The sequence below is a fragment of the Lentibacillus jeotgali genome (assembly GCF_000224785.1).
Lineage (GTDB): Bacteria > Bacillota > Bacilli > Bacillales > Amphibacillaceae > Lentibacillus > Lentibacillus jeotgali.
On sequence record NZ_AGAV01000014.1, the window covers coordinates 56288 to 73485 of the forward strand.

The following is a 17198-nucleotide window of genomic DNA, read 5'->3' on the forward strand; positions in this document are numbered from 1 at the left end:
CAGCTTGGTCAATCAGCTTATTATTTTACAATTATGGTATTCTGATAGTCGTTAATCATATGTTTTAAGTCGTCGCCGCCCTGCCGAATTTTTAAGTCAAAATAAAGAATGGCATAACCGACCATAAATATCGTTGTTGTCAGTAACGTAACCAGATTCACAATAATCGAATACAAAACACTGTTGCCCAGAAATGTAATGAGAACCGTTTCGACTGCTAAGCTGACTGCCAGGAATATGAGGAAAAAGACAATGTATATCCCAAAAACTTTCCAGCTGTTTTTACGAGTTAGATGCCAGCTCCTCCCTAAGCCCGGGATATTATTTTCAAATACAGCCGTCCCCAGAAAAAAGCTCCAGCGTGTCAGGAAATAGGCTGCTGCTAAGCCAACGGCAAGCATAAGAATAATCATAATAGCGATACCTGAGACTGGATCGGCAAAAATACTCAGGACGCCGATGATCATAATGGCAATGAATGGTATGAAAAACATCGCAAATAAAATGATTCCGAATATTAAACTGCTGCCCAATATAGGCCAGAATTTTGAAAAGGCCTGTTTGATAACGCTACCGACCGCAAAATCATCCTGCGTTTTTAAGCGGGATATGGCAAAGAGAACGGCTGCTTGCGCGACAGGTATGAAAATATATGTTAAAAGCCCCACTCCCAAATTCGCGATGTCTTCCCCAAGTGTCGTATTGGCTGTTGCTTCAAAACTGTTTAACGTTTGATTAAACCAATTACTGCCGCTTCCGGCTTCTCTGAAAAAGCTTCTTCCGGTTAAAAATAAAATCATAGATTGCAATAAATAAAGCGGCCCCACAGTAATTAAAATAATCAGGAAAAACTTTGAAAAATACTGTTTACATAATGTAAAAGCAGCATCCAGAATTTCCCCGGATCCTTTTGGCCTGTTCAGTCCTTCGTTCAATTCATTCACGCTCCCCCATCTATCAACACCTATGTATATCTGTCATTTTAACATTCATCAGATCAATTTCAGGAAGTATTTTTATTTTAAATGTTTTTAATAGTGAACGTGCCTGGGTCACTTTTTCCCAGACACGTTATCGTCATCACATCATTATTCTTATCTGCCTGCTGTTTCCTGTATAATAGCGGCGACAAGCTGTGTTACTTTTACCAGATCATCAACCGGAATCCGTTCATTTGTCGTATGAATTTCTTCATAACCGACAGCCAGATTGACAGTCGGTATTCCAAGTCCGGAAATGACATTGGCGTCACTCCCGCCACCGCTTTTTTGCAGATCACTCTCCAGACCAATTGATTTGGCAGCATTCCGGGCAACTGCAACGACTTTGTCATCAGCATCGAGACTGAATCCCGGATACATGATTTGAACATCTACCTCAGCATTGCCGCCATATTCAGCAGCAGCACTTTCAAATGCCTCCTTCATTTCATTGACCTGTTTCTCCATCTTTTCAGGCTCGAGAGAACGTGCTTCAGCAACGATATCGACATGATCGGGAACGATATTTGTCTGTTTGCCGCCTTCAAACCGGCCGATATTGGCCGTCGTTTCCTCGTCTATCCGGCCGAGCGGCATTTTAGCAATGGCTTTAGCGGCAAGCGTGATTGCTGAAACACCTTTTTCCGGTGCAAGACCTGCATGGGCGGTCTTACCCTTCATGATAGCATACAACTTTGCTTGCGTCGGCGCCGCAACAATGATGTCGCCAACAGCGCCATTACTGTCAATGGCGAACCCGTACTTTGCATTTAAAAGCGATTCATCAAGTGACTTGGCCCCAACAAGTCCGGATTCTTCTCCGGCAGTAATGACAAATTGGATATCGCCATGCTCTCGGCCCTGTTCTTTTAAAGAGCGAATGCTCTCCAAAATAGCAGCAAGCCCTGCCTTGTCATCCGCACCCAAAATTGTCGTGCCATCTGAGACAATATAGCCATCTTTGATGGATGGTTTAATGCCTTTTCCGGGGACTACTGTATCCATATGTGAGGTGAAATAAATCGGATCAACACCTTCTTTATTGCCCTTTAGTGTACAAATTAAGTTACCAGCACCGTGCCCCGTTTTATCCTTGCTGTCATCTTCAACGACATCCAGCCCCAAATCTTTAAACTTTCGAGTCAGCACATTAGCTATTTCTGTTTCATAGCCGGTTTCAGAGTCGATTTGAACCAGTTCAAAAAATTCGTCGATGAGTCTTTCCTGGTTGATAGAAATCATAATTGATGCCTCCTGAGTTTCCTATAAAGGTATATTGCCATGTTTTTTCTTAGGTCTTTCCTCTTCTTTGTGATAAAGCATTTCCAGTGCCTGAATCAATTTCGTGCGTGTTTCGCGCGGATCGATGACATCATCAATCATACCAAGACCTGCCGCCACATATGGATTGGCAAATTTCTCACGATAGGTATTGATTTTTTCCTGTCGGGTTGCTTCAGGATCGTCACTTTCAGCAATTTCTTTTGCAAAAATGATATTGGCAGCACCATCGGGTCCCATGACAGCTATTTCGGCGTTCGGCCAGGCGTAAACGAGATCAGCGCCAATCGATTTACTATTGAGAGCAACGTATGCTCCGCCATATGCTTTACGGGTGATGACTGTTATTTTCGGGACCGTTGCCTCGGAGTATGCGTAGAGGATTTTGGCCCCATGACGAATGATCCCGCCGTGTTCCTGTTTCACGCCCGGGAAAAAGCCGGTCACATCTTCAAAGGTAATCAGCGGGATATTAAACGAATCGCAGAACCGGATAAACCGGGATGCTTTATCACTAGAATCAATATCAAGTCCGCCGGCAAGGTATTTCGGCTGATTGCAGACAAATCCTGCCGTCTGTCCATTGATGCGCGCAAAGCCGACAACCACATTTTTGGCAAAATCTTTATGTATTTCGTAAAAACTGCCCGGGTCCACCACTTGGTTGATGACTGACTTTACATCATATGGACGCGTCGCATTGAACGGGACAATATCCGTTAATTCAGGCCGGGTTTCATCGTTCAACTCACATTGTTGTAATGGCGGTTTTTCCTGAGCGCTGGCCGGCAGATAGGCAACAAGATCCTTTACAGCATCGAGTGCTTCTTCTTCACTTGCTGCTTTAATATGGGCATTCCCGCTTTTGGCATTATGCACATCGGCACCGCCAAGTTCCTCAGAAGAAATTTGTTCGCCTGTTACCGTTTGAATCATTTTTGGCCCGGTAATAAACATTTGTGATGTTTTTTCGACCATGATGACAAAGTCTGTGATGGCGGGCGAATAAACTGCCCCGCCTGCACTTGGCCCCATAATTACCGAAATCTGCGGAATAACACCTGAATAAATCGAATTCCGGTAAAAAACATGACCATAGCCATCCAGAGACGAAACGCCTTCCTGAATCCGGGCACCGCCTGAATCGTTCAATCCGATAAACGGTGTACCGGTCTTGGCAGCAAGGTCCATTGCAGCTGCAATTTTCTTGCCGTGCATTTCACCAAGCGCACCGCCGTATACGGTAAAGTCCTGGGCAAATAAATAGATAGCACGCCCGTTTATTTTGCCGTAGCCTGTGACGACACCTTCTCCATTGGCATGTAAGTTGTTCATGCCAAAATCCGTCTCGCGGTGTTCGGTAAACGGGTTCAGTTCAACAAACGAACCCTGATCAAGCAGGTAGTCAATCCGCTCGCGTGCCGTCAATTTTCCTTTGTCATGCTGTTTGTCAATACGTTCATCACCGCCGCCAAGCTCGACTTGCCTGCGTTTATCATACAATTCATTAATTTTGTCAAAAATGTCCACTACTGTTCACTTCCTTTAGAAGGCTGACACAATTCAAACAGAACGCCATTTGCAGCCTTGGGATGCAGAAAAGCAACCCGGCTGTCATGTGCGCCTTGTTTCGGTTCTTCATTGATCAGTAGGGTGCCTTCAGATTGCATTCGATGTAGCCGTTCATCCAGCTGATCTGCCTCGAGTGCAATATGATGGACCCCTTCCCCTTTTTTATCCAAAAAACGCTGAATCGGGGAGTCCTCATTTAACGGCTCAAGTAACTCAATACGGGATTCGCCTATTCTTAGAAAGGCCGTTTGAACCCCTTCCGTTTCAACTGTCTCAACTCCCTCCAATTCCAGTCCAAGGGTGTCCGTATAAAATGATAAAACTTGGTCAATCTGCCGGACTGCAATACCGATATGTGCAATTTTTTCCGGCGGTTCGAGCTTCTCTTCTTCCGGATGGACCAATTGCTTGATATAGGTAGCAAGCGCTTCAGTAGATGAGCCGCTTGTAAATATTTTTTGAACACCCTGCTCAAGTAAAAAAGGTATATCCTCAGCAGGGATAACACCGCCTCCGACCACAGGAATATCAGTTGCGTTACGCTCTCTTAAAACTTTCATGATTTTTGGAAATAGCGTTTTGTGTGCACCGGAAAGCGAGGACAGCCCGATAACATCAACATCTTCCTGGATGGCGGCCTGTACGATTTGTACCGGTGATTGCCGCAATCCGGTATAAATCACTTCCATTCCGTGATCACGCAAGGCCTGGGCGATCACTAAAGCACCCCGATCATGACCATCGAGTCCGGGTTTTGCTATTAAGACACGTATTTTCCCCATCTTGTCTCCCCCCCCCCCCCCATTTTTTTACAAAGAGTCTGCCGAACCCAACATGTTACATACCCGTATATTCACCAAACTCATCCCGAAACACATTGCATATTTCGCCAACGGTTGCGTAAACTTTTACAGCATGCAAAATATGCGGTATTCAATGTCTTCTCAACGGATGACTCCCAGTTTTCTTTATTCGTTTGAAATTTATCATCACTCATAAACTGACCCCCCCTGTTTTTTCAATCCCGGATAAATTCATCTAATAATGGTACTTGTCCAAACCCCTAATTAACGGTAAAATACAAGTCAGGAAAAGGATTTAAGGAGGAATCGAATTGGCCAAAAAGCTAACGAAAGCGCAAGCACCAAGAAAAAAGTCTAAACGTGAACGCCGAGTAAAAGTTGTTATATATATTATGATACTGGCAATGATACTTTCAACACTGACAATGGGTCTGTCAATGTTTATATAAGTGGGTAAAACAAGGCTGGAAATCATTTATTCCGGTCTTTTTTTGTCCGCTTTTCAGGAACATCACTTTTTTTAAATTTTTTCTTCAGCAGCAGGTAATCTTCAATCTCATGCAGTAGACGGAATAAGTTGGCTCTTGTTTCAAATTCTTCTTGTGTCTTCGGTAATTCCTCCCTGTCAAATGTTTTCCTAAGTTCATCCAATTCGTCCAAATAAAGACTGGCCGTATTGCCCGGATGAACATTATCACCCAATTTTTCAAAGAAGCTGGCAATCTTTATTGAAATGGAGTCCCTGTTCGGCAGCCTGCTTACCAGCGGAAGCATTCTTTCCAGAAGCTCCAGCTGTTTGTTCCGCATATGAAAATAATCGCGATAAGGGTGCTTGTTCCGCAGTAAATGGTTTTCTTTATCCAATAATACCAGATCCATTGCATCCTGTAATACATCCTCACAGATTTGCAGTTCTTTGCCGTCCCAATTTTCGTTTTTATCACGTATGTATAAAGCGATTTCATTTAGTATGATTTGGAAATAGTGTTCCAGTTCATCCTGTTTCTGTTTTAGTTGGGTTTCAAGACTCGGCATATATAAATTAACAAGCAATGCCGTCCCGATGCCGATAATTATGATAAAGAACTGTTCCGTTAAGAAAGAAAACGAGAGATATCCAGCACTGTATAAATTCAAAATGATTACCGAACTGGTTGCGATTCCGGGGGTCACCTTCAGCCAAACGGTCACAGGAATGAAAAAAGCAAGCATAATGCCAATTACTAATGGATGATACCCGATTAACTCAAAAAAAGTGACTGAAAACAAAGCAGCTACAACACAGGCCAGAAAGCGATGCCATGCACTCAGGACAGACCGCTTTCGTGATGGCTGAATACACAGGATTGTCAAAATCCCGGCAGAAACAAAATTAGTCAGACCCAGAACTTGTGCGATAGAAATCGAGATTGGGGTCCCGATTGCTGTCTTAATCGTACGCGAGCCAATTTTCACGATTATTTCTCCTTAAGCTACGATTCAACCAGTAATTAACAAAATGGAGCTGACCCGTTTAATGTTGAGACAGCCCCATACTATAGGATTTATTATGTTCAGACTTCTTCACAATGGTCGTCGAACACTTTTTGCAGCTTGCCTACTACATCTACTGCACTGTACCCTTCAATGTCAGAGCGTTCAAGCATTGTAACAATTTTTCCGTCTTTCATGAATGCAAAAGATGGTGATGACGGCGGATAGCCTTCAAAGTATTCTCTGGCCTTTTCGGTTGCCCCGCGGTCTTGTCCGGCAAACACTGTTACCAGATGATCAGGTCGTTTATCGTAATGGATGGCATTAGCTGCTGCAGGGCGGGCGACACCACCGGCACAGCCGCATGTTGAGTTAACCATAACCAATGTTGAACCATCGCGTTTCATCGCATCGTCAACAGATTCAGGTGTGGTTAACTCTTCGTAACCTGCATCCCGTACATCTTCCCGGGCAGCGTTTACGACGTCCTCCATGAATAAGTTGAAATCCATATGTGAATCCATCCCCTTTAACTTAATGATTGGTATTGCTATGATTAGCTTATCAATTTTATCAGCAGTTTTCAATTTAGAAACCTTTTGAAACGACACGATTTAACCGACCTCTTTCAATATCTGCTAAAAATTGAATAGCTAGGATTCCGGAGTCGTGTGATTGTTCCTTTTAATATAGATTGGTTGTGTCAGCATTAGTGTTTTCAACAATTTCTTTTACGCGAGCTAAAAATTGTCCCACAATCAGTCCGTCCAGTACCCGGTGATCAAGTGACAAACATAAGTTCACCATATCACGGGCTGCAAACATATCATTTATGATAACAGGCCGTTTTACAATCGATTCCACTTGTAATATCGCGGCCTGCGGATGATTGATAACGCCCATGGACTGGACAGAACCAAATGACCCGGTGTTGTTAACGGTAAATGTCCCACCCTGCATATCTTCAGACGTCAATTTGCCGGAACGCGCACGCATTGCCAGATCATTGATATCTCCGGCAATACCTTTGATGCTTTTGTCATCAGCGTTTTTAATAACCGGGACAAACAGTTCATTGTCTTTTGCGACAGCGATGGATAGATTAATATCTTTATGCTGGATAATTCTGTCCCCTGCCCATGTACTGTTCAACTGCGGGAATTCTTTCAGTGCCTGGGCTGTTGCTTTTACAAAAAAGGCAAAGAAAGTCAAATTGTACCCTTCATTTTGCTTGAATTCATCTTTTACCTTATTACGGTAACTGACCAAATCTGTCACATCGGCTTCAACCGCCATCCATGCGTGCGGTATCTCCTGGGCTGATTTAACCATATTTTGTGCGATTGCCTTCCTGACGCCTGTAACTGGAATTTCGACATCACCTGCCTGTGCTTGTTGATCATGCTGCTGCAAGCCTGGTTGTGCAGCAACTGAATCATTTTTCTCTGCAGCTGGTGCGGGTTTATCACCTGAAGCAATCAATTTTTCGATATCTTTCCGTGTAATTCGTCCGCCGCGGCCTGAACCGATGACGTGCGCCAAGTCAATGTCATTTTCTTGCGCGAGCCTCATGACAGCCGGCGAGTAACGTTTTTTCATAGAGGAGGAAGGCCCCTCTTCTTTCGGCGATGATGCATCCTGTTTTTCTTTGGCTTGTTCTTCTGGTTCGGATTCATCATGAGATGAGGTTCCTTCTTTCTCGATATAGCACATGAGGTCCCCAACTTGAATGGTGTCGCCTTCCTGTGCCACCAGCTCCTTAATGACCCCTGAAAATGATGACGGGACTTCAGCATTGACTTTATCGGTCATGACTTCTGCAATCGGATCATATTTATTGACTTTATCTCCTGCACCAACCAGCCAGGAACTGATTGTGCCTTCCGTGACACTTTCTCCCAGCTGCGGCATGTTGATTTTTTCGGTTGCCATTCTTTACCCTCCTTTTGTCTGCCTGTTTGACATTAAAATTCCGCAAGTTTCCGTATGGCTTTTTCTACTTTGTCCGGATTCATCATAAAGTACTTTTCCATGGCTGGTGAAAATGGCATTGCCGGTATATCTGGACCAGCGAGGCGCTGGATCGGAGAATCAAGGTCAAATAGACAGTTTTCCCCAATAATGGCAGACACTTCCCCTATAATGCTGCCTTCTTTATTATCCTCGGTAATCAGGAGAACTTTTCCGGTCTTCTGCGCTGCTTCAATAATCGATTCCTGATCCAGCGGGTACACAGTACGCAAATCCAAAATATGCGTGTCTATACCTTCTTCTTCAAGTTTCTCGGCAGCCTGAAGCGCAAAATGGACGGCCAGGCCATAAGTGATGACCGTAACGTCGGAACCTTCCCGTTTAATATCGGCCTTTCCAATTGGCAGGACATAATCATCTTCCGGAACATCACTTTTCAGCAAACGGTATGCTCGTTTATGCTCGAAGAATAGTACCGGATCATTATCACGGATGGATGCCTTCAAAAGCCCTTTCACATCGTACGGTGTTGATGGCATCACAATCTTTAAACCCGGCTGGTTGGCAAACACTGCTTCAACAGACTGCGAATGATATAATGCACCATGCACACCGCCGCCATAAGGCGCCCTTATTGTCATAGGCACGCTCCAGTCGTTATTGGATCGGTAGCGCATTTTGGCGGCTTCGGAAATGATTTGGTTAACGGCAGGCATGATAAAATCCGCAAACTGCATTTCTGCAACCGGACGCATTCCGTACATCGCTGCACCAATACCAACGCCTGCAATAGCAGATTCCGCAAGTGGTGTATCCAGAACACGGTATTCGCCGAATTCATCATACAGTCCTTTGGTAGCTCCGAACACACCGCCTTTTTTACCGACATCCTCTCCTAAAACAAATACTTTTTCATCACGCTGCATCTCTTCTTGTAACGCAGCTGTGACTGCCTGAATATACGACATGACTGGCATGGCTAATTTCCCCCCTGCTCTTCATAAACATATTTAAGCGCAGACTCAGGTTCAGGGTAAGCGGCGTTTTCCGCATAGTCTGTTGCCTCGTTAACGATCGAGTCAAGTTCACTGCGAATTTCCTGCTCCTGGTCTTCTGTCATAACTCCGGCTTCTTTTAAATAGGCAGCAAACGAAATAAGCGAGTCTTTTTTCTTTGCTTCCTCCACTTCAGCGCTTTCGCGGTATTGACGGTCATCATCGTCACTTGAATGGGCTGTAAACCTGTAGGATACTGCTTCAATAAGTGTCGGCCCTCCCCCGTTCATGGCACGTTCCCGAGCTTTTTTAATCTCTTCATATACTGCCAGCGGGTCATTACCATCGACTGTCACACCAGGCATTCCATAACTTTGACCGCGGTCTGACACATTAACGCTTGCAATTTGTTTATCCACCGGTACCGAGATCGCATATTTATTGTTTTCGACCATTGTAATAACCGGCAGTTTATGAACTCCGGCAAAGTTTAGGCCTTCATGAAAATCACCCTGGTTGGATGAGCCTTCACCCAATGTGACAAATGATGCAAAATCTTTCTTTTCCATCTTGGCGGCTAGTGCAATACCAACGGCGTGCGGAAGCTGTGTCGTCACTGGTGAAGATTGGCTCAGAATCCGATTTTTCTTTTGTCCAAAATGACTTGGCATCTGTCGTCCGCCGGAATTGGGGTCTTCCGCTTTTGCAAACGCAGAAAGCATCAATTCTTTGGCTGTCATCCCGAATGCAAGCACAATCCCCATATCCCGGTAATAAGGGGAAACATAATCCAGATTTCGGTCGAGCGCAAAAGAGGCGCCCACTTGCGAGGCTTCTTGTCCCTGACAGGAAATGACAAAAGGAATTTTCCCTGCACGATTCAAAAGCCACATCCGTTCGTCAATTTTGCGGGCCAAAAGCATGTGCCTGTACATGTCCACAGCTTGTTCGTCCGTTAATCCTAATGATTCGTGGCGATTTCTTACCAATTACTTTCCCTCCCCTAAATACAATAGTAGGATTTTTATCCGTGAATTTGATTTCCGTCCACAGCCATTGCTGCTTCACCCATTATTTCAGACAATGTCGGGTGTGGATGAACACTTTGCGCAATCTCCCATGGTGTTGCATCAAGCACCTTGGCCAGCCCCGCTTCCGAAATCATATCGGTGACATGCGGTCCTACCATATGAACACCCAGCAGGTCATCAGTCTGTATGTCGGTAATTATTTTGACAAACCCGTCTGATTCACCGTGAACCAGGGCTTTCCCAATTGCTTTAAATGGAAACTTGCCGACCTTCACCTCAAATCCTTGATCAATTGCCTGCTTTTCGGTCAATCCAACGCTGGCAGCTTCAGGGTTGGAATAAATACATGACGGAATTGTATCGTAGTTCAGCGGTAATGGATTTTTATCTGCCATATGTTCAACAGCTGCAATACCCTCGTGGGATGCCACATGTGCGAGCTGCATACCACCGATTACATCACCGATGGCATAGATATGTGATTCTTTCGTCTGGTAAAAATCATTCGTCTGAATGTAGCCGTTGTCTACAATGATATCCGTGTTTTGCAATCCAAGATTTGACGTGACTGCTTCGCGGCCAACCGAAACAAGCATTCTGTCAGCCGAAAATATTCGATTTTTACTGCTGCTGACTTCAGCTTCTATCTGTACGCCTTTTTCCTTTTGAAGCGTTTCAGGCAGTACTTTGGCACTTTTTATAAACTGAACACCTTTTTTCTTAAGCTGACCTTCAACTTCTTTGGCAATAGACTCATCTTCTGTCGGTAAAATGTGACTCATATATTCGATCACCGTGACATCAACACCGAAATCCGAAAGCATCGACGCCCACTCGATACCGATAACACCGCCCCCGACAATGAGTATTGAGGCTGGCAGTTTGCTCATGTTTAGCGCCTCATCGGAACTGATCACTCGTTTCCCATCCAGTTCAAGACCTGGCAGTGATTTTGGCCTAGATCCGGTAGCAATCAGTACATTTTTTGGTACGAGCATGGTGTTTTCGTCACCATTTGCATATTCGATTGAAATCGTACCGGGCATTGGCGAGAAAATACTTGGACCCAAAATTCGGCCAAAACCTTCATACACATCAATTTTACCCTTTTTCATTAATCCTTGTACACCTTGCTGCAGTGTTTTAATGATACGATTTTTACGTTCCTGTACTTTGTCAAAATTTAAGGTGACATCAGATGTTTCCACGCCGTATTGGTTCGCTTCCTTTGTTTGTTTAAATACCTCAGCACTCCGGAGCAGTGATTTGGATGGGATGCAGCCCCTGTTCAGACAGGTGCCGCCAAGACTGCCTTTTTCAACAACGGCAACCTGCATGCCCAGCTGTGAGGCACGTATTGCAGCGACATATCCTCCTGTCCCTCCTCCGAGTACGACTAAATCATATTCTTTCGCCATTAAGTGAATGCTCCTCTCCGATTAGATTGGAAGGTATGTTTGGCCGGTTCTACCTGCAGTTCCTTCTCAGGGAGTAAATAGGAATATCAGGACAATTTACCCCCGTATTTGCTTCACACACCTTATCGCCTGCTTAGTATGTGATGGCCATTTCTTAAAAACTGGCTGCGTGAGGCTTGCAGTGAACGGATCCGTTCTTCTGCCAAACGATCGGCGGCAGCGTATGTCGGTATTTGATCCCGTCTGGAGATTTCAAACACCTTGATCAAATGATCGTATATCATTTCCACCTTTTTCATTGCCCGTGTTTGATTGTAACCGTCTAATTCGTCCGAAACATTAATGACACCGCCCGAATTAATGACATAATCCGGTGCATAAACAATTCCCATTTCATAGAGCATATCCCCATGTTCCGTCGTTTTAAGCTGGTTGTTTGCAGAACCGGCAACAACTTTAGCCTTAAGTTGTGGAATTGTTTCATCATTGATGGTGGCTCCAAGTGCGCATGGTGCATATACATCACAATCGACACCATAAATCTCATCCGGACCGACTGCCTCGGCTCCGAAGGCATCCACTGCACGTTTGACAGCCTCTTCACTGATGTCGGTGACGATTAGATTAGCACCTTCTTCGTGCAAGTGCTCACACAAAGCATACGCCACGTTGCCGACACCTTGCACTGCGACCGTCTTTCCTTTCAGTGAAGCGTCACCGAACGCTTCCATTGCAGCCGCCTTCATACCCTTATAAATACCATATCCGGTCACAGGGGACGGATTACCGGAAGAACCTGATTCAGGAGAAGTACCTGTGACAAAATCTGTTTCCATGTTGATCAGATCCATATCATGCACAGTCGTTCCAACATCCTCTGCTGTAATATACCTTCCATTCAGACTTTGAATATATCGTCCGAAAGCACGGAACATTTCAGGATTTTTATCTTTCTTCGGATCGCCGATGATCACCGTTTTTCCGCCCCCAAGATTAAGTCCCGCTGCAGCATTCTTATAAGTCATGCCTTTTGCTAGCCTTAGAGCATCCTCTATTGCATCTGCCTCGGAATCATAAGTCCACATCCGGGTCCCGCCAAGGGCAGGACCGAGTGTCGTGTCATGGATGGCAATAATTGCTTTTAACCCGGAGTTTTTATCCTGGCAAAACAACAATTGCTCATAATCATATTCTTCCATATAGTTAAAGATTTCCATTATTACTACCCCCTGATTCTAGTCATTAAATTCAGTTAACGTTGACATCTGACTCCCTCATTCTATATGCAAAAACTGTGCCAATAAACTGGAATTGTAAGCGCTTTATCAGAGCATTTCAATCTGTGCAATAAATTGCGTTCATGAATGATTTTGCATGCTATCTTTTTCTATTTTATATTTGTTAAGTTTGTAGTAAAGATTTCGGATCGATATATTTAGATGTTTCGCAGTTTGTGTTTTATTATAATTTAACGCTTGCAGCACCTCGGAAATATACTCCTTTTCATACGCTTCCATAGCGTTTTGCAATGTTTGGTTTATTTCCGCTTTCTTTCCCGGCTGCTGGTGTGGATTTCCAAACGGCATCAGATCCGGTATATGTTCCTTAGTTATCACATCTTCATTCATACCGATATAAATCATAGCTCGTCCAATGATATTTTCCAGTTCACGGACGTTTCCGGGCCAGTGATAATCTTTTAGGTAATCGATTGCCTGATCATCAATGGATTTAACATCTCTTCCGTAATCCTGGTTGATTTTTTGAATGAGATAGTCAATAAGTTCAGGCAAGTCCTCTAAACGTTCTTTCAATGTGGGTATATAAATCGGAAGCCGGTTTAGCCGGTAATATAAATCTTCCCGGAAGGTTCTGTTCATAATGGCTTTCTCCAGATTGATATTGGTTGCTGTAATTACCCGGACATCAATAGCTATTGGCGATGTTCCGCCGACCCGCACGATTTCACCCTCCTGAAGCACCCGGAGTAATTTTGCCTGCATGTGAAGCGACAATTCGCCAATTTCATCCAGAAAAACACTTCCTTTGTTTGCTTCCTCAAACAGCCCTTTTTTGCCGCCTCGCTTGGCACCGGTGAAGGCACCTTCCTCATACCCGAACAGCTCGCTTTCCAGTAAACTTTCGGCAATGGCAGCACAATTCACGCGAATAAATTTATTACGCTTACGGTCACTTTCATTGTGAATGGCATGTGCAAATAACTCTTTTCCTGTACCAGAATCACCGCGTAAAAGAACTGTTGCAGGCGTTTTAGCCCCGACTTTGGCCTGTTCAAACGCTATCTGCATTTCCGATGAAGAGCCAATAATATCCTCAAACGAATATTTTGCTTCGAGGTTACGGATAATTTGACGTGCACGCTTCAGTTCGTTTGTTAATGACAGAATCTCTGAAACATCATGCAAAACGCCAACGCTCCCCTTTATTTTCCCGTCTACAATAACAGGGGCCACATTAACCAGCACATCTTTTTTTGCAGGACCCACTTTCAGATGGACTCTGCGAACGGCTCGGCGGGTCTCTAGTACCTTCATATGCATGCTTTCGCCCTCTGATATATCCACATTGGCAGGTTTCCCTATAATATCTGCTTCGCTAAGTCCGGTGATACGCGTATATGCAGGATTAATCATCAGGCCTTTTCCGCTCTCATCAACAACAGATATGGCTTCATCAGACGAGTGGATGATTGCTTCAAGCAGTGTTTTAATTTCTTTGAGATCGGTTATTTCTTCAGCAAGATTCATGATTTCGGTAATGTCTTTAAACACGGCAAAAGCACCAAGTACCTTTTCCTCAGCATTAATAATCGGAATTCGGGTTGTTATAACCTTTTTGCCGTTTTCCAAGATAAGTCGCTGGTTGACCTCTTTCCGCCGGCTCCGCAGCACGTGAGGCAGTCTGGTGTCAGCAATAACATCTTTAATACCCTTGCCGTTGAATTGTTCTTTGGCTAGGCCTACGATGCGCTCGGCACTTTTATTTACAAACTGTACAGCCGCCTGTTCGTTCACAACAATCATACCGTCATGGATATTATTCAGAATAAGTGCCTGATTATTCGTCTCAAGCGTCAATCGCTCCAACAATGATTCTTTTTCATCCATCAACTCGGCAATGATGTATGCAACACTGCCGGGGATAACGACAGTGTTCTTACCGCGCTTATCAAGCAATTCCCCCAGCACATCTTCCTCACCCGTAGCTTCTATTATGATATCAATATCGTCAGTCCAATCATCATAACTGGTGCCGGCAGGGATACCATAATCCTCGGCTAATTTTAAACCTTTGGCTTTCGGGTCGATATCTGCTATGCCAACAACATTCATTTTTTCTGTTTTATGTAAAATTTCCAGCAAGGCACTGCCGCCATTTCCCGCCCCAACAATCAGCACACGTTTCATGTCATCCCGCCTCTGCAATAATTTGCATAATTCAAGCATACGTTAATGTGCATTTTTTAGCAAGGTCTTTTAACAAAAGTTGTTCATTTGAAGCACTTATATATTTCAATTTACACCCGGACGGCGGTCCCCGGTTAAGTTTACCGATACACAAATATTCGGTGATGTGTTCATATTTTGGTTCAATTTTGCTATACTGAAAAGAGCCTGTTTTACATAAAGGGGAAAACCACACTCATGATTCGCATTATTGCAGTGCTTATGCTGCTTATACCCGGACTGATATCCGCTATTGGCATCAAACTGATGCGAGATACACTGTTCAATGATTTTTACCCTGTTTTTATTCATATAAGTATCCAATTTATTGCAGGTTTCCTGTTATTTCTCGGCGGTCTTGCATTTATCGCCGGTTTTATTGTTTATCGGGACAGGAAGAAACAGAAAGACAAGATAAAGTAAAGAGGACGACTTAATATTTCATTAATGGAGAGGTGTAGCATGAAAGTTGTAAAATTCGGGGGAAGTTCTGTAGCAAATGATGCACAGATTAGAAAAGCCGGCTCAATCATCGCGGATGATTCTGAACGAAAATTTGTCGTTGTATCGGCGCCGGGAAAACGGTTTAAAGATGATGTCAAAATAACCGATCTTTTAATTGAGCTAAGCGAATTGGTACTTAACAACAAATCACATGAAAAGAAATTCGCAGAAATTATGGCAAGATTTTCTGAAATTGTTAACGATCTTGAATTACCACAGTCTATCCTCGCTGACATTGAACAGTCAATCCAGAATACGTTAAACACCAATTCACCTGATCAAATCAAAGCAGATGGATTGAAATCAATCGGTGAAGACAGCAGCGCGAAAATAGTCAGTGAGCATCTAAAAACAAAAGGTCTGAACGCTCATTATGTAAATCCGAAAGACGCCGGAATTATTGTCAGCAATGAACCAGGAAACGCACAGGTGCTGCCTGAAAGTTTTACTAAAATATATGAGATGCGTGCAAGGGATGGGATTCTGGTCATACCCGGCTTCTTCGGATTTACTAAAAATGGCGGGCTGATGACGTTTTCCAGAGGCGGATCAGACATCACCGGATCAATTGTTGCTGCAGGTGTTCAGGCGGATTTATATGAGAACTTTACGGATGTTGATTCGGTATATGCCGTCAATCCGGCAATCGTTAGCAACCCAGAAAAAATAACGACATTAACATATAAAGAGATGCGTGAATTATCCTATTCCGGATTCGGTGTATTTCATGACGAAGCACTTATGCCTGCATTTCAGGCAGAAATACCTGTATGCATCAAAAACACCAATAATCCGGCCAGTCCCGGCACAATGATTGTTTCTGACAAGAATCCGCATACCAGATGTGTCGTCGGGATTGCCAGTGATACAGGTTTTTCCAACTTATATGTGAGTAAGTATCTCATGAACCGCGAACTCGGTTTTGGACGGAAATTGCTGCAAATTCTGGAAGATGAGGGAATTTCCTTTGAACATGCTCCTTCCGGTATTGACAATATGTCCGTTATTATACGGGACAGTCAGTTAACTGCTGAAAAGGAAATTAACGTTATTAATCGCATTAAAAGCGAACTGAATCCTGAAACCATTTCGATCGATTATGGTTTCGCCATGATCATGGTTGTCGGTGAAGGTATGATGAGCGCGGTTGGTATTGCTGAAAAATCCGCAGCCGCATTCGCTGAAGCCAATATCAGCATCGAGATGATCAACCAGGGGTCGTCAGAGGTATCCGTAATGTTTGGTATCAGGAAAGATAAACTCGATTTGGCTGTTAAATCACTTTATCAAAAATTCTTTGGATGAAAAAACTGTATGCGGGATGTCCGCATACAGTTTTTTTATGATTTGTACAAATAAGCCCCAGTCCTTGTACAGGCCTCAAGCTAATCAGTTGTTTGCCTGTGATCCTCAACTCGCCTTATGCTCCAGCCGCAGACGGTCAGCGACCATGGCGATGAATTCAGAATTGGTCGGCTTAGCTTTTGAAATATTAACTGTATAACCGTTGATATATCAAGGTTTTAAAAATTTTGTTTGTTAAACAATATCAATTATTTATTGGTTTGTAATTATGGATTTATTGGTTATCTATCATTAACTATTTTCAGTATAATAATACCAGTAAAGGAAGTCAATTACTTTTTTTAAAAACTGTGTCTTTACTGAAACAAACTACTATTTAATAACATGCTTTTTCTTTC

General features: G+C 43.7%; 15 protein-coding genes and 1 pseudogene. 3 read left to right on the forward strand and 13 right to left on the reverse strand.

All coding sequences use genetic code 11. The features are described from left to right. Nucleotides 1-20 precede the first annotated feature (20 nt). The 4 genes from ON01_RS09975 to mce all read right to left on the reverse strand — a co-directional run bounded on the left by ON01_RS09975 (nucleotide 21) and on the right by mce (nucleotide 4615). On the reverse strand, nucleotides 21-935 hold the full coding sequence (locus ON01_RS09975; RefSeq protein WP_010530897.1) for a hypothetical protein: 915 nt from the start codon (nucleotides 933-935) through the stop codon (nucleotides 21-23). 159 nt (nucleotides 936-1094) lie between these two features. Further along, nucleotides 1095-2222, reverse strand: a complete 1128-nt coding sequence (locus ON01_RS09980) for a M20/M25/M40 family metallo-hydrolase (RefSeq protein WP_010530898.1) — start codon at nucleotides 2220-2222, stop codon at nucleotides 1095-1097. 21 nt (nucleotides 2223-2243) lie between these two features. After that, nucleotides 2244-3791, reverse strand: a complete 1548-nt coding sequence (locus ON01_RS09985) for an acyl-CoA carboxylase subunit beta (RefSeq protein ID WP_010530899.1) — start codon at nucleotides 3789-3791, stop codon at nucleotides 2244-2246. After that, a complete protein-coding gene (gene mce, locus ON01_RS09990; protein ID WP_010530900.1) occupies nucleotides 3791-4615 on the reverse strand; it encodes a methylmalonyl-CoA epimerase in 825 nt (274 codons plus the stop codon). The genes ON01_RS09985 and mce overlap by 1 nt, the downstream gene beginning before the upstream one ends. Nucleotides 4616-4947: 332 nt before the next feature. Between mce and prli42 the strand changes: the two genes are divergently transcribed. Further along, a complete protein-coding gene (gene prli42 / locus ON01_RS19515) occupies nucleotides 4948-5085 on the forward strand; it encodes a stressosome-associated protein Prli42 (RefSeq protein WP_175284945.1) in 138 nt (45 codons plus the stop codon). A 22-nt stretch (nucleotides 5086-5107) separates the two neighbouring features. On the opposite strand, the gene ON01_RS09995 is transcribed toward prli42, so the two are convergent. From ON01_RS09995 to ON01_RS10030, 8 genes are all read right to left on the reverse strand, one after another. Next, the gene (locus ON01_RS09995) at nucleotides 5108-6091 is read right to left on the reverse strand and encodes an aromatic acid exporter family protein (protein WP_010530901.1); all 984 of its coding nucleotides are present in this window, start codon (nucleotides 6089-6091) and stop codon (nucleotides 5108-5110) included. A gap of 98 nt (nucleotides 6092-6189) precedes the next feature. Beyond that, nucleotides 6190-6621, reverse strand: a complete 432-nt coding sequence (locus ON01_RS10000; RefSeq protein ID WP_029329083.1) for a BrxA/BrxB family bacilliredoxin — start codon at nucleotides 6619-6621, stop codon at nucleotides 6190-6192. A 172-nt stretch (nucleotides 6622-6793) separates the two neighbouring features. After that, the gene (locus ON01_RS10005) at nucleotides 6794-8041 is read right to left on the reverse strand and encodes a dihydrolipoamide acetyltransferase family protein (protein WP_010530903.1); all 1248 of its coding nucleotides are present in this window, start codon (nucleotides 8039-8041) and stop codon (nucleotides 6794-6796) included. 32 nt (nucleotides 8042-8073) lie between these two features. After that, a complete protein-coding gene (locus tag ON01_RS10010; protein WP_010530904.1) occupies nucleotides 8074-9057 on the reverse strand; it encodes an alpha-ketoacid dehydrogenase subunit beta in 984 nt (327 codons plus the stop codon). Nucleotides 9058-9059: 2 nt separating this feature from the next. After that, entirely contained in the window at nucleotides 9060-10010 is a 951-nt protein-coding gene (locus ON01_RS10015) for a thiamine pyrophosphate-dependent dehydrogenase E1 component subunit alpha (RefSeq protein ID WP_083838388.1), read from the reverse strand. Between the two features lie 89 nt (nucleotides 10011-10099). After that, a complete protein-coding gene (lpdA, locus tag ON01_RS10020) occupies nucleotides 10100-11524 on the reverse strand; it encodes a dihydrolipoyl dehydrogenase (RefSeq protein ID WP_010530906.1) in 1425 nt (474 codons plus the stop codon). 122 nt (nucleotides 11525-11646) lie between these two features. Beyond that, nucleotides 11647-12741 carry a Glu/Leu/Phe/Val family dehydrogenase gene (locus tag ON01_RS10025; protein WP_010530907.1) on the reverse strand — a complete coding sequence of 365 codons (1095 nt, stop codon included), beginning with the start codon at nucleotides 12739-12741 and terminating at the stop codon, nucleotides 11647-11649. Between the two features lie 141 nt (nucleotides 12742-12882). After that, nucleotides 12883-14952 (reverse strand): sigma 54-interacting transcriptional regulator, encoded by a 2070-nt coding sequence (locus tag ON01_RS10030; protein WP_010530908.1) that lies wholly within the window; start codon nucleotides 14950-14952, stop codon nucleotides 12883-12885. Between the two features lie 237 nt (nucleotides 14953-15189). On the opposite strand from ON01_RS10030, the gene ON01_RS10035 reads away from it, so the two are divergent. Beyond that, nucleotides 15190-15414 carry a DUF2627 domain-containing protein gene (locus ON01_RS10035; RefSeq protein ID WP_010530909.1) on the forward strand — a complete coding sequence of 75 codons (225 nt, stop codon included), beginning with the start codon at nucleotides 15190-15192 and terminating at the stop codon, nucleotides 15412-15414. A gap of 39 nt (nucleotides 15415-15453) precedes the next feature. After that, entirely contained in the window at nucleotides 15454-16800 is a 1347-nt protein-coding gene (locus ON01_RS10040) for an aspartate kinase (protein ID WP_010530910.1), read from the forward strand. Nucleotides 16801-16905: 105 nt separating this feature from the next. On the opposite strand, the pseudogene ON01_RS19220 reads toward ON01_RS10040, so the two are convergent. Beyond that, nucleotides 16906-17001 (reverse strand): annotated as a pseudogene (locus ON01_RS19220) (sporulation transcription factor Spo0A); the annotation flags it as partial. Between the last annotated feature and the right edge of the window lie 197 nt (nucleotides 17002-17198).

What these genes read in the sequence shown, in the direction of transcription:
- ON01_RS10025 (WP_010530907.1), bottom strand. Translation starts at nt 12,741, where the DNA reads ATGGAAATCTTTAACTATATGGAAGAATATGATTATGAGCAATTGTTG.
- ON01_RS10040 (WP_010530910.1), top strand. Translation starts at nt 15,454, where the DNA reads ATGAAAGTTGTAAAATTCGGGGGAAGTTCTGTAGCAAATGATGCACAG.
- lpdA (WP_010530906.1), bottom strand. Translation starts at nt 11,524, where the DNA reads ATGGCGAAAGAATATGATTTAGTCGTACTCGGAGGAGGGACAGGAGGA.
- ON01_RS10030 (WP_010530908.1), bottom strand. Translation starts at nt 14,952, where the DNA reads ATGAAACGTGTGCTGATTGTTGGGGCGGGAAATGGCGGCAGTGCCTTG.
- ON01_RS10010 (WP_010530904.1), bottom strand. Translation starts at nt 9,057, where the DNA reads ATGCCAGTCATGTCGTATATTCAGGCAGTCACAGCTGCGTTACAAGAA.
- mce (WP_010530900.1), bottom strand. Translation starts at nt 4,615, where the DNA reads ATGGGGAAAATACGTGTCTTAATAGCAAAACCCGGACTCGATGGTCAT.
- ON01_RS09980 (WP_010530898.1), bottom strand. Translation starts at nt 2,222, where the DNA reads ATGATTTCTATCAACCAGGAAAGACTCATCGACGAATTTTTTGAACTG.
- ON01_RS10005 (WP_010530903.1), bottom strand. Translation starts at nt 8,041, where the DNA reads ATGGCAACCGAAAAAATCAACATGCCGCAGCTGGGAGAAAGTGTCACG.
- ON01_RS10015 (WP_083838388.1), bottom strand. Translation starts at nt 10,010, where the DNA reads ATGTACAGGCACATGCTTTTGGCCCGCAAAATTGACGAACGGATGTGG.
- ON01_RS10035 (WP_010530909.1), top strand. Translation starts at nt 15,190, where the DNA reads ATGATTCGCATTATTGCAGTGCTTATGCTGCTTATACCCGGACTGATA.
- ON01_RS10000 (WP_029329083.1), bottom strand. Translation starts at nt 6,621, where the DNA reads ATGGATTTCAACTTATTCATGGAGGACGTCGTAAACGCTGCCCGGGAA.